The following is a 10,836-nucleotide window of genomic DNA, read 5'->3' as shown; positions in this document are numbered from 1 at the left end:
GCGTTGAGGGCTAGGTTCACGGCCAGGGCTCCCCGGAATTCTGCGGCCGGGGCGTCTTGGCCCGCGTCCTCGAGATCGCAGATCGTCGCGGTCGAGGCGATCCAGATCGCGCCGAACAGGGTGGTCCACACGAGGGGGAAGGCGGCCGCGGGCGGCTGCCAGGCGGGCTTGGCCAGACGCCGGTACCAGGCGCTGTTCGGGGTGGTCAGGACGGAGCCCGCGACCGCGCACGCGGCCACGCCCGCCCCGACGCCGGCCAGCGTGCGACTCCACCGCCGGGGACGCGTGTTCGCCGTGGCGCGCCGGATGGCCTCGTCGAATCCCACGGTGCCTCCGGGCGGGTCGCCGAGCAGAGCGGAGGCGTCCTGCTCGCTACGCACGGCGTCATGGATGAGGCTGCCCACCAAAGGACGCGCCACGTGGTTCGACACCGGGGTGACGAACCCCACCCAGTGCGACGCGAGCCCCGGCGTGAGCACGGGTACGGTTCCCACGAGCCGGGGCGCGAGCCCGGTCACCCGGGCGTACCGCCGCATCATGTCGGTGTAGGTGAGCACCTCGTCCATCCCGATGTCGATGGTGCGGTTGACGCCGGGGTCGAGCTTGGCCGCGGCGATCAGGTAGTGGACGACGTCGTCGATGGCGATGGGCTGGATGCGGTTGCGCAGCCACCGGGGCCCGACGCTGACCGGGAGACGCTCGGTGAGGTGCCGCAGCATGTCGAAGGACGCCGACCCCTCCCCGAGCACCACCCCGGCCTGCAGCACGGCGGTGGGGACGCCGGACGCCATCAGGATCTCGCCGACCTCCACGCGCGAGGCCATGTGGTCGGAGAGCTCGCCCTCCGGATGCAGGCCGCTCAGGTAGACGATGCGTTGCACGTCGGCGTCGAGGGCGGCCGCGGCGAAGGTCCGGGCGAGTGCCCGGTCGCGCTCGCGGAAGCGGCCGGCGGCGTCCATGGAGTGGAGCAGGTAGTAGGCGACCCCGATCCCGGCGAGCGCGCCGGCCACGTCGTCGGCGTCGGAGGCGTCCCCCTGGACGACCTCGACCCGGTCGCGCCACGCCGGATCGAGCTTGGCCGGCGTGCGGGCCAGGACGCGCACCGCCCAGCCCTCATCCAGGAGCGCGGGGACGAGCCGGGCGCCGACGGCTCCAGAGGCGCCGGTCACGAGAGCGAGGGGTGGGGTCATGTCAGCCTCCCAGGGCGAAGACGTAGGGCAGCGCCAGGAGCATCCCCAGCGACCAGGTGAGATGAGACGCGATGGGCCCCAACACCCCGCCCGTGACGCGGCGTTGGGCGGTGGTGAGAAACCCGAGGCAGAGAGCGGCGAAGGTGAGCAGCGGCACCCCGGAGAACAGGGTGGACGACGCGTACAACACCGCGGAGCCGAGCCCGTTGACCCGCCGGTCGAGCGAGGCGTAGACGGCGCCGCGGAAGAACAGCTCCTCGGCCATCCCGTTGATGGCCGTGATGATGGCGACCACCCACAGGGATCCGTACCGGGCATGGTTGAGCAGGCCCTCGACGGGCGCGCGCAAGAAGGGGATTTGGGCGACCACGAACGCGCCGGCCAGGAAGATCGCCAGCAGCATCAGCCCCAGGATCAGCCCCTGCAGGACGCCGCGGGTCGGGCCGCCGGAGCGGCCCCGTCCGCGGCCCAGATGCAGGGGGCCGGACGCGAAGGCGCCCACGGTCCACAGTGCGGCGACCCCGAGGGTGGCTGCGTAGAACAGCGGGTCTCCCGGGCGGACGGCCAGCGCCAGGCCCAGCGCGACCGCCCCGAGCACCAAGGTGACCCCGACGACGACGCGTCGACGCCGGCGGACGGCGGGGCTCTCCTCGTGGTTCCGCTCCACCGGACGGATCAGCGAGGCGGTGAAGAAACTCCGCAACTCACCGAACGGATCGGTCACCGGGTCAGACCTCGACGGTGCCGGCGTCGCCGGGCTCGGCCATGGGCGTGTCCTCTCGGGAGTCGCTGCGCTCACCCTAAACGTGAGACAAACCTTGTACAAGCAGGTCAGCCGTTCGAACGGCGCTGGCTCGCGGCGCGACGCCGCTACGCTCGCGGTTTTCCCGGCCCCTCAGTGGGTGGGCCGATAGCCGGAGCGGTCGGCGTCCGTGATGCGTCGGAGGATTCTCGCGGGGGTTCCGGCGACGATGGTGCGCGCCGGGACGTCCTTGGTGACGATGCTGCCGGCCGCGATGACGGCCCCGTCTCCGATGGTCACGCCCCCGAGGATCGTGACGCCTCCGCCGACCCAGACGCTGTCGCCGAGAGTGATGGTCCTTGCGCGGCACGCTCCCTCGCGGCGTTCGACCGGGTCGAGGGCGTGGTCGGCGGTGTAGAGGCCGACTTTCGGGCCGAGCAGGACGTCGTCCCCGGTCGTGATGGGCGCCCCGTCGAGCATCACGCAGTCGAAGTTGCCGTAGAAGCGATCACCGAGGTGGATGTTGCGCCCGAACTCGCAGCGGAACGTCGGCTCGAAGCTCGCCCCCTCACCCGCCGACCCGACCAGCGCGTGCAGCAGCGCCTCGCGCTCGGCCGGCGGGCGGCCGTAGGACGCGTTGTAGTCGTCGCTCGCGCGGACCGCCGCTGCGCGTGCCTCGATCAGCTCGGGGCTGAGATCGTCGTACATCGCGCCGGACGCCATCCGGGCGAACAGGGCGTCGAGGGTCATGGGGGTCCTCCAGATTCGTGGTCGGATGGGCGGGGGAAGCGCGCTTCACCGCGCGCGGTCGTGCGCCGGAAAGAGCTCGCCCAGCACCTCCAGGACGCCGTCGGCAGCGTTCGCCGGCGCGACGCGGTCGGCCGCGTCCTTCACCTCGGGGCGCGCGTTCGCCATCGCGACGGCGAGCCCCGCGGCGTCCAGCATCTCGAGGTCGTTGTGGTTGTCGCCGAAGGCGACGACGTCCGCCCAGTCGACACCCCAGTGGTCGAGGAGTCGGGCGAGTCCCGTGGCCTTGTGGTGGCCGGGCGCGTTCACGTCGACGTCCTCGGGGCCGGACGCCGCCGCCGCGACCCCGTGGCCCAACGCGCGGCTCAGCTGTTCGGCGACCGCGACCGGGTCGTCGACTCGCAGGGACGCCTTCACGACCGTCTCCGCGATCTCGCCGACATCGTCCAGCATCGTCAGGCGCGGGTAGTACAGCCGCGCCCAGGCCTCGTCGGCGTCCCGGACCCAGGTGGCATGCAGGCGCCCTCGACCGAGGAGACGAGGTAGGGGTGACGTAGGTCTTCCAGCGTGCCGACGAGGGCGCGGCCGAGGGCTGGGTCGGGCTCGACCGCGAAGAGCGGCGTCTCGCGGCCCGTGTCGTAGACGAAGTGGCCGTTCTCCGCGGCGAAGGCGACGGCGTCCGTGGGTTCGAAGAACGAGCGCAACTGCCAGCTCTGGTTGCCGCTCGCCACCACGAACCGGACGCCGCGCTCGCCCAGCCGCGCGAGCAGCCGCGCGAAGCGGGGCCGGTCGTAGGTCATGTCGGGGCGCAGGAACGTGCCGTCCATGTCGACGGCGACCACGCGGAGGCTCATGGGCTGACTCTAGACGGCCGCAGAGGAGACCGATTCCCGGCCCCGGCGGGTCGCTTGCGCGACGGTCGGCCGCCCCGGACGCCCGCGTGGGCCACGTTGACGAAGAACACACGTGTGATTACTGTCCGGGGTGCTGGTTCAGCCGCCGGACCCCCTCCCGGGCCGGGTGGCTGAGGCAACAGGGAACCCGGTGCGACTCCGGGGCTGCCCCGCAGCGGTATGAGGGAACGACCGGCGGCATCGAGCACTGGCCAGGTGGCTGGGAAGCGTCGCCCAGTAGGACCAACGCCCTTGGCGTCCGCCCTCGAGCCCGAAGACCTGCCGGCGCTCAGACAGACCACTGCTTCGAGGAGAGAGCATGTCGAACACGACCTCTGACAAGGCGATTCGCACCACGACGTCCGGCAGCCTGCCCCGGACGGACGCCCTCATCGCCGCCAACGCCGCCCGCACGCTGGCCGACGACGGGTTCACGCTGCAGAAAACCCCCGAGTTCGACCGGCTCGTCGCCGAGGCGGTCGCCGACGTCGTCGCGCGGCAACGGGAGGCCGGCATCACGCTGCTGGGCGACGGCGAGTTCGGCAAGGCGATGTCGAACGCGGTCGACTACGGCGCCTGGTGGTCGTACTCGTTTCAGCGGGTCTCCGGACTCGAACTCGCCGACGGCGACCTGTTCACCCAGCCGGACGCCGTCTCCACCCCGGGCAACCTCCGCCTGACCTCGTTCCCCAACCGACGGGATCGGCAGCTCTTCCCCCGCGTCTACTCCGACCCGGTCGACGTCGGCGGGGTCTCCACGGGCTCGATCGCCACCGCGTTCCCGTCGACCACCGGACGGCTCGCTTACACGGGGCACGACGCGGTGGCCACCGACATCCGCAACCTCAAGGCGGCCCTCCGGCCGGGCGAGCAGGGATTCCTGACCGCCATCTCGCCGGGCAGCGCCGCCCGCGTGGGGAACCAGTACTACGCCACGGACGAGGAGCACATCTGGGCCTGGGCGGACGCGCTGCGCGAGGAGTACCGCGCGATCACGGACGCCGGCCTCGTCGTTCAGATCGACGACCCGTCGCTGGCCGAGAACTGGGACCAGATCACGCCCGAGCCCAGCGTCGCGGACTACCAGCAGTTCACCCAGCTCCGCATCGACGCCCTCAACCACGCCATCGAGGGTCTGCCGACGGAGCTCGTCCGTCTCCACCTGTGCTGGGGTTCCTGGCACGGCCCGCACACCACCGACATCGGGATCGCCGACATCCTCCCCGTCGTCCTCAACGCCCGGGTCGGGTCGCTGTCTTTCGAGGCCGGCAATGTCCGCCACGAGCACGAATGGGTGGTCTGGCGCGACGTGGCGGTGCCCGACGACCTCGTCCTCGTGCCGGGCGTGGTGAGCCACGCCACCAACGTCGTGGAGCACCCCGACCTGGTCGCCCAACGCATCCGCCGATTCACGGACGCCGTCGGCGCCGACCGGGTGATCGCCTCCACCGACTGCGGGCTGGGCGGACGTGTCCATGCCGACGTCGCGTGGGCGAAGCTGGGCACCCTCGGCGAGGGCGCCCGACGCGCGATCGCGTCGGCGTCGTAGCCCGGGAGGCGACGTCATGGCTGGTCAGACGCACGCTGCCGAGGGTGAGCGCGGCGCGACGGAAGGTGCGGCGACGAGGGAACTCGCCCTCATCGGCATCGGTGCCGGCGACCCGGACTGGATCACGCTCGAGGCCGTGAAGGCCATCCGGTCCCTCGACGTCCTCTTCGTGGTCGTCAAGGAAGAGGAGTACGACGAGCCCGTCCGGTTCCGGCGCGAGCTGGTGGCCGCCCACCGGACGCCTGAGCCACCCCTGCGCGTCGTCGAGTTGCGCGACCCGCCGCGTCCCTGGCAGACGACCGCCGACTATCCGGCGGCGGTCGCCCGGTGGCGCGCCCAGCGTCTCGCGCAGTGGTCGGACGCCGTGGCGTCCGGCCTGAACGACGGCGAGCGGGGCGGATTCCTGGTGTGGGGCGACCCGAGCCTGTACGAGAGCACGCTCGCGATCGTGCGCGAGCTGGTGGACGCCGCGCCCGCGGGCCGGCGGATCGGCGTCCGCGTGATCCCCGGCATCTCGTCCGTGCTGGCCCTCGCGGCCCGCCACCGCATCCCGCTCAACCGCCAGGGCCGGGCTGTCCAGATCAGCCCCGCCCGGCTCCTGTCCGACGGCATGCCCGCCGACGCCGACGACGTCGTCGTCATGCTCGACGGACGCCAGACCTTCGCCCACATCGACCCCACGGGGATCGACCTCTACTGGGGCGCCTACCTCGGTACCCCCGATGAGATCCTGCTGGCCGGTCCGCTCGGGGAGATCGCCGACGAGGTGCTCCGCGTCCGCGCCGAGGCGGCGGCTCGCAAAGGCTGGATGTTCGACACCTACCTGCTGCGGCGGCGCTGACGGCGTGCAGGGGCCGCGATCGTTGCCGCCCACGAAACAGTTGACACAACGGAAACCATCTAGCTAAAGTTTCCGTCATGGAAAACAACCTCAGTGCTCAGGACGCCGCCTCCGCCCGCGCGGCACTCGCCGATGTGGACGCGGCCAAGAAGGCCGTCAAGGACGCTCCGTGGCCGACGTGGCTCTACTTCGTGAACGCGGCGTTGCTGACGCTGATGGGCTTGTCCCTGCTGCTGGGCGAACCGGCGTGGATCTGGGGCTGGTGCGCGATCGGGGTGGCCATCCTGGTGGTGAACCTCGGCGCGGCCCGGGCGATGGGCATCTCGAGCGCGTTGCCGTCGAGCGTGGCCTTCCTGACGTGCGTGGGGGTCGCGATCGGGCTGCTGGTCGTCCCGGCGGTGCTGCGCGAGGCCGCGTTCTTCCCGGTCGGCCCGGCGCTGATCGTGCCGTGCGCGCTGGGGGCCGGCGTGGTGTACCTGGTCGGGTCCGCGATCCATTACCGGAGCACGCGCCGATGAGCGCGTCCGACCTGGATCCGGTGATCCACCCCACGCATCGGCTGCGGATCTGCGCGATGCTCATCGCCGGCAACTCGGTCGAGCTGGGTGTGGTGCGCGATCACCTGGAGTTGAGTGCCTCGGCGCTGTCGAAGCAGGTGTCCGCGCTGGTGGACGCCGGGTACGTCAAGCAGGAGCGGGACCGGGCCGACTCCCGCAGAGTCTGGCTGTCGCTGACGCGACGGGGGGCGTCCGCTTATCGCAGGCACGTGAGCGCCCTGCGCGAGATCGTCGCCGAAGCCGAGCGGGCGTCGGCGGAGACGTCCTGACGTTCCCGCGGGAACGTCCCCGGGTCGTCAGGGGCCCTCCCGCCGGACGCCGAGCAGCCGCGCGACCAGCGCGGCGAGGCGGGCGGCGTCCATGCTGGGATGGCCGGAGAGCGGGACGACGATCTCGGGCAGGCTCCAGCCCTCGACGTTGAGGCGGGCGGTCTGCGCCGCGAGGTCGACGTGGATCCAGTAGTCGATGCAGGGTGCCTCGTCGAACTGGCTGCCGTACGACTCGCGTAGGCCGGCGTCCGGGTAGCGGGCGTCGAAGAGGCGCGGGTCGGCCTCCCAGAGGAGGGCGGCGAGGCGTCCGTCGGGCTCGGTCACGCACTGCCACACGAAACCGACGCCGGCCGCGTCGAACACCGGGGCGCACGCGGCGACCACGGCGTCCGCCCAGGCGCGATCGGGCTCGGCGAGGCGGTCGAGGTCGCTCATCGGGGATCTTCGGAAAGGTGCGCAGGACGACATCTCATGCGCCCATGGTGACAGCCGACGGCGCCCGGCGTCCCCACGGGGGTGGCCTGCCGGACGCTGCGTGCGTTCCCGCGGGAACGCACGCGCAGGCGTCCGCTCTGGCAGGCTGGCCGTATGCAACGACGCATCGGCTACGCGGACCGCACCGAGAACGCGGCCGCTCTCGCCCGCATGGGCTACGACTACCTGGAGGCGCGGCTGACCGAGTTCGACCTCGGGACGCCCGACGGCACCCGCGCCGGCGCGGCCGCCCTGGGGCGGATCGCGGCCGAGATCATCGCGATCGACGTGTTGCAGTCGTTCATTCCTCAGGGCCTCTTCATCGCGGGCCCCCGGCGCAGCAGCGAGGACGCCCTGCGCACCTACTTCGCGCGGGCTGCCGAGGTCGCGGACGCCGCCGGCGCCGGTTCCGCGGTCTTCGGGGCCGCCTGGTCGCGGAATCTGCCCGACGGCTACGACCGCGACCGTGCCCGCGCTGAGCTTCTCGAGGCGTACCACTGGTGCGCGGACGCCTTCGCCGGCTCCGGCTGCGTCGTCGGCATCGAGCCGCAGAACATCAAGGAGTGCAATTTCGTGCGGCTGGTGAGCGAGGCGACGTCGCTGGCGCGGGAGGTGGGGCGTCCGGAGATCGGCGTCGCCGTGGACTTCTACCACATCGACGAGGAGGGGGAGTCGCTCGACGACGTCGTCGACGCGGGGGCGCTGATCTGCGCGGTCCAGACCGCCGACACCGGACGCAACGAGCCCGGCACGGGCCAGTATCCGCATCGAGCTTTCGTCCGGGCGCTGGACGCTGCCGGCTACCGCGGGCCCGTGTCGGTGGAGATCATGCACGACATCCCGGACGTCCAAAAAGCCGCCTCCCTGGCGTTTCTGCGGGAGCTGTTCGCGTAGGGGTTCGCAGGTCCGTCGCCCTCCCGCGGGATGAGCGGCATTCAGGCGCCCGGGGCAATCAGCATGGCGTGCACGCGATCGGCCGGGTCGAGCCAACTCAGGAGCGCGCGATCGAACGTCGCGAGGCGGGCGCCGTGCTGGGCGGCGAGGTTGACGAGATGCAGATCGGTCACCTGACGATGCCCGACCAGCACCGCCGTCCGAACCATGGGTGCTGCGAGTGTCGTGTCGTCGGCGAGGAACCGCCAGCGGGGGTCGCGCCGAAACCCCCGCACCACCGCGTCCACGTCGGCGACCGAGTGCTCGGCCGCCGTGACCTGGGGATTCAACAGCAGCCGGTACAGCGCCGCCTCGGTGACGGGGGTTGTCGCCCACGACTCGACCGTCGCCAGAAACGCGTGGGCATCGCGGTGGTGGAGATGGTTGGTGACGCACAGCGCGACGAGCGCATCGACGTCGGGGAGGGCGAGCTGCGGCTCACTCATCGCGGTGCGCCGCCACCATGTCGTCGGTGATGACGTGGACGGCGTCGCCGACGAGCAAGGGGAACGGGCTGTAGGAGAGATCGACCGGAGCCGTCGCGCTCTGCTCGATACCGCGGCGCGCCAGCTCGGAGATGGCCGCCCCCAGCGAGACGCTCCGCGAAGCGGCCAACGCTCGCGCGACGGCGAGCACCTGATCGTCGATCTCCAGGGTGGTGCGCATGCCGCATCATAGCATCACCGCATCATGATGCGCACTGGGCCCGCGCACGTCCCGCGGGCCGCGCTATCCAGCGCCGGCCACCGGCAGTACCGTGTGCGGGTGCCGTCTGCCCTAGCCGAGGGGCTGTCCCTCCTGCTGCTGGTGGGCGTCCTCGTGTTCGCGGTGACGCGCCCGCGCGGGCTGCCCGAGGCGGTGGCCGCCGTGCCCGCGGCTCTCGTCCTGTGCCTGACAGGCGCGATCGGCTGGCCCGAGGCGTGGCGGCAGGTCGAGGGGATGCTGCCGACCGTCCTCTTTCTGGCCGGCGTCCTGATGCTCTCGCACCTGTGCCAGCGCGAGGGCATGTTCGACGCCGCGGGGCGGCTGATGGCCCGTCGCTCGGCCGGCCGCCCCGGACGCCTCCTCGGCCTCGTCTTCGTGATCGCCTCGCTCACCACCGCCGTCTTGAGCCTGGACGCCACCGTCGTCCTGCTCACCCCCGTCGTGTTCGCGACGGCGTCCCGGCTCGGGGTCCGGCCGAAGCCGCACGTGTACGCGACCGCGCACCTGTCGAACTCGGCGTCCCTGCTCCTGCCGGTCTCGAACCTGACCAACCTGCTCGCCATGAGCGCCGCCGGCCTGTCGTTCGCCGGTTTCGCCGGCCTCATGGCCGGCCCGTGGCTGGTCGCGATCGGCGTCGAGTACGTCGTGTTCCGGCGCTACTTCGCCTCAGACCTCTCCGTCCACACCGGCCACGACCCCGACGAATCCAGGACGCCGGCCCCCGTCTTCGCGCTCGTCGTCCTCGGGGCGACGCTCGCGGGATTCGTCGCCTCCTCGCCGCTGCACATCGAACCCTTCTGGGCCGCCCTCGCGGGCGTCGCCGTGCTGGCCGCCAAACGCCTGATCGTCCCGGACGCGTCCGGCCGCGGGCCGGACGCGGGGTCCGCCGCCCAGGACGCCCCGGCGTCCGGTGGATCGCCCGGGCGGAGGGCCGGCGGCGAACTGAGCGCCCTGGTGACCGCAGCGAACCCCTGGTTCCTGCTGTTCGTGCTCGGCCTGAGCGTCGTCGTGCAGGCGGTCGTCGACCACGGCGTCGCGGACGCCATGCGCGCGATCGTCCCCGAGAGCCAGACCCTCGGCAGCCTGCTGCTCGTCGCGCTGATCGCGGCCGTGCTCGCGAACCTGGTCAACAACCTGCCCGCGGTGCTCGTGCTGCTGCCGCTGGTCGCTCACGGCGGACCGGTCGCGGTGCTGGCCGTGCTGATCGGCGTGAACGTCGGGCCCAATCTCACCTACGTCGGCTCGCTGGCGACCCTGCTGTGGCGGCGCATCCTCGCCGAGCACGACCACGACGCCGAGCTCGCCGAATTCACGAAACTGGGCCTGCTGACGGTGCCCGTCAGCCTGGTGTTGTGCACGCTTGCCCTGTGGGGGAGCGCCGGCCTGATGGGGGTGTTGCGATGAAGGTTCTGGTGTGGATCGCGCCCGGGACGTGGCCGTCCGCGATCGAGGCGGCGCGCGGCCGTCCGGACGACGACGAGATCACCCTCATCGCCGCCGACGACCCCGCCGAGTCGCTCCCGGCCGGCCTCCTCGGCGGGCTGATGGGGCGCGGGCATCGCGGCCCGCACCCGCACCCCGAGGTGCCGACGCTCACCGGCGACGAGGCGCGCGCCCTGCTGGCGAAGGCGTCCGGCGAGCTGGGGCGTCCGTGCGAGACGCGGGTGGCGTCCGGGCGGACCGAGCGCGTCATCACGGCCGCCGCCGCGGACGCCGACCGGCTCATCATCGCCCGCGACGGCGACCGCAGCCGCCTCGGACCGCCCAGCCTCGGCCGGCACGCGCGGTTCGTCATCGACCACGCGCCCTGCACCGTCGAGCTGATCTGGCCGGAGAATCCGCCCGACCTGGCGACGATCCCGCCGCCGCCCCGCTGAGGGCGGCGTCCGAGAGCGCATGCCCTCGTGGACGCCCGGTCAGTACGCTGAGTGCCGGC

At 72.2% G+C, this 10,836-nt stretch carries 15 protein-coding genes and 1 riboswitch; of the genes, 7 read left to right on the top strand and 8 right to left on the bottom strand.

The annotated features are described in order from the left end of the window. From WMJ97_RS04215 to WMJ97_RS04195, 5 genes are all read right to left on the bottom strand, one after another. The coding region (locus tag WMJ97_RS04215) for an NAD(P)H-binding protein (protein ID WP_347347715.1) at positions 1-1,190 on the bottom strand (1,190 nt) is incomplete at its 3' end. A 1-nt stretch (position 1,191) separates the two neighbouring features. Beyond that, a complete protein-coding gene (locus tag WMJ97_RS04210) occupies positions 1,192-1,914 on the bottom strand; it encodes a CPBP family intramembrane glutamic endopeptidase (RefSeq protein WP_347347714.1) in 723 nt (240 codons plus the stop codon). Positions 1,915-2,085: 171 nt separating this feature from the next. Then, positions 2,086-2,682, bottom strand: coding sequence for a sugar O-acetyltransferase (locus WMJ97_RS04205; RefSeq protein WP_347347713.1), 597 nt, complete (start codon positions 2,680-2,682; stop codon positions 2,086-2,088). A gap of 45 nt (positions 2,683-2,727) precedes the next feature. Next, entirely contained in the window at positions 2,728-3,132 is a 405-nt protein-coding gene (locus WMJ97_RS04200) for an HAD hydrolase family protein (protein ID WP_347347712.1), read from the bottom strand. Positions 3,133-3,134: 2 nt separating this feature from the next. Then, entirely contained in the window at positions 3,135-3,533 is a 399-nt protein-coding gene (locus WMJ97_RS04195) for an HAD hydrolase family protein (RefSeq protein WP_347347711.1), read from the bottom strand. 117 nt (positions 3,534-3,650) lie between these two features. Beyond that, positions 3,651-3,874, top strand: a riboswitch (cobalamin riboswitch). A 17-nt stretch (positions 3,875-3,891) separates the two neighbouring features. Between WMJ97_RS04195 and WMJ97_RS04190 the strand changes: the two genes are divergently transcribed. From WMJ97_RS04190 to WMJ97_RS04175, 4 genes are all read left to right on the top strand, one after another. After that, positions 3,892-5,121 (top strand): cobalamin-independent methionine synthase II family protein, encoded by a 1,230-nt coding sequence (locus WMJ97_RS04190; protein ID WP_347347710.1) that lies wholly within the window; start codon positions 3,892-3,894, stop codon positions 5,119-5,121. Positions 5,122-5,137: 16 nt separating this feature from the next. Then, positions 5,138-5,962, top strand: coding sequence for a precorrin-6A synthase (deacetylating) (cobF, locus tag WMJ97_RS04185; protein ID WP_347347709.1), 825 nt, complete (start codon positions 5,138-5,140; stop codon positions 5,960-5,962). 77 nt (positions 5,963-6,039) lie between these two features. Continuing rightward, the gene (locus WMJ97_RS04180) at positions 6,040-6,480 is read left to right on the top strand and encodes a hypothetical protein (RefSeq protein WP_347347708.1); all 441 of its coding nucleotides are present in this window, start codon (positions 6,040-6,042) and stop codon (positions 6,478-6,480) included. Further along, the gene (locus WMJ97_RS04175; RefSeq protein ID WP_347347707.1) at positions 6,477-6,788 is read left to right on the top strand and encodes a transcriptional regulator; all 312 of its coding nucleotides are present in this window, start codon (positions 6,477-6,479) and stop codon (positions 6,786-6,788) included. The genes WMJ97_RS04180 and WMJ97_RS04175 overlap by 4 nt, the downstream gene beginning before the upstream one ends. Before the next feature lie 27 nt (positions 6,789-6,815). On the opposite strand, the gene WMJ97_RS04170 is transcribed toward WMJ97_RS04175, so the two are convergent. After that, the gene (locus WMJ97_RS04170) at positions 6,816-7,223 is read right to left on the bottom strand and encodes a hypothetical protein (protein ID WP_347347706.1); all 408 of its coding nucleotides are present in this window, start codon (positions 7,221-7,223) and stop codon (positions 6,816-6,818) included. 153 nt (positions 7,224-7,376) lie between these two features. On the opposite strand from WMJ97_RS04170, the gene WMJ97_RS04165 reads away from it, so the two are divergent. Then, the gene (locus WMJ97_RS04165) at positions 7,377-8,156 is read left to right on the top strand and encodes a TIM barrel protein (protein WP_347347705.1); all 780 of its coding nucleotides are present in this window, start codon (positions 7,377-7,379) and stop codon (positions 8,154-8,156) included. Between the two features lie 41 nt (positions 8,157-8,197). Here the strand turns inward: WMJ97_RS04165 and WMJ97_RS04160 are convergent, their stop codons facing one another. Continuing rightward, entirely contained in the window at positions 8,198-8,641 is a 444-nt protein-coding gene (locus WMJ97_RS04160; RefSeq protein WP_347347704.1) for a TA system VapC family ribonuclease toxin, read from the bottom strand. Further along, the gene (locus WMJ97_RS04155) at positions 8,634-8,861 is read right to left on the bottom strand and encodes a DUF2191 domain-containing protein (protein WP_347347703.1); all 228 of its coding nucleotides are present in this window, start codon (positions 8,859-8,861) and stop codon (positions 8,634-8,636) included. Before WMJ97_RS04155 ends, WMJ97_RS04160 begins: the two co-directional genes overlap by 8 nt. A 99-nt stretch (positions 8,862-8,960) precedes the next feature. On the opposite strand from WMJ97_RS04155, the gene WMJ97_RS04150 reads away from it, so the two are divergent. Next, the gene (locus tag WMJ97_RS04150) at positions 8,961-10,304 is read left to right on the top strand and encodes an SLC13 family permease (protein WP_347347702.1); all 1,344 of its coding nucleotides are present in this window, start codon (positions 8,961-8,963) and stop codon (positions 10,302-10,304) included. Beyond that, entirely contained in the window at positions 10,301-10,777 is a 477-nt protein-coding gene (locus tag WMJ97_RS04145; protein ID WP_347347701.1) for a universal stress protein, read from the top strand. Before WMJ97_RS04150 ends, WMJ97_RS04145 begins: the two co-directional genes overlap by 4 nt. The last annotated feature ends 59 nt before the right edge of the window (positions 10,778-10,836 follow it).

Origin of the sequence: Nigerium sp. (genome assembly GCF_039811905.1) — a bacterium.
In the GTDB taxonomy this organism is placed as follows: Bacteria; Actinomycetota; Actinomycetes; order Propionibacteriales; family Propionibacteriaceae; genus Propioniciclava.
This window is presented reverse-complemented; position numbering and strand designations above follow the sequence as displayed.

Excerpts from the sequence above, each read along its gene's own strand:
- WMJ97_RS04205 (WP_347347713.1), bottom strand. The coding sequence starts at position 2,682 with ATGACCCTCGACGCCCTGTTCGCCCGGATGGCGTCCGGCGCGATGTAC.
- WMJ97_RS04200 (WP_347347712.1), bottom strand. The coding sequence starts at position 3,132 with ATGCTGGACGATGTCGGCGAGATCGCGGAGACGGTCGTGAAGGCGTCC.
- WMJ97_RS04195 (WP_347347711.1), bottom strand. The coding sequence starts at position 3,533 with ATGAGCCTCCGCGTGGTCGCCGTCGACATGGACGGCACGTTCCTGCGC.
- WMJ97_RS04190 (WP_347347710.1), top strand. The coding sequence starts at position 3,892 with ATGTCGAACACGACCTCTGACAAGGCGATTCGCACCACGACGTCCGGC.
- cobF (WP_347347709.1), top strand. The coding sequence starts at position 5,138 with ATGGCTGGTCAGACGCACGCTGCCGAGGGTGAGCGCGGCGCGACGGAA.
- WMJ97_RS04180 (WP_347347708.1), top strand. The coding sequence starts at position 6,040 with ATGGAAAACAACCTCAGTGCTCAGGACGCCGCCTCCGCCCGCGCGGCA.
- WMJ97_RS04175 (WP_347347707.1), top strand. The coding sequence starts at position 6,477 with ATGAGCGCGTCCGACCTGGATCCGGTGATCCACCCCACGCATCGGCTG.
- WMJ97_RS04170 (WP_347347706.1), bottom strand. The coding sequence starts at position 7,223 with ATGAGCGACCTCGACCGCCTCGCCGAGCCCGATCGCGCCTGGGCGGAC.
- WMJ97_RS04165 (WP_347347705.1), top strand. The coding sequence starts at position 7,377 with ATGCAACGACGCATCGGCTACGCGGACCGCACCGAGAACGCGGCCGCT.
- WMJ97_RS04160 (WP_347347704.1), bottom strand. The coding sequence starts at position 8,641 with ATGAGTGAGCCGCAGCTCGCCCTCCCCGACGTCGATGCGCTCGTCGCG.
- WMJ97_RS04155 (WP_347347703.1), bottom strand. The coding sequence starts at position 8,861 with ATGCGCACCACCCTGGAGATCGACGATCAGGTGCTCGCCGTCGCGCGA.
- WMJ97_RS04145 (WP_347347701.1), top strand. The coding sequence starts at position 10,301 with ATGAAGGTTCTGGTGTGGATCGCGCCCGGGACGTGGCCGTCCGCGATC.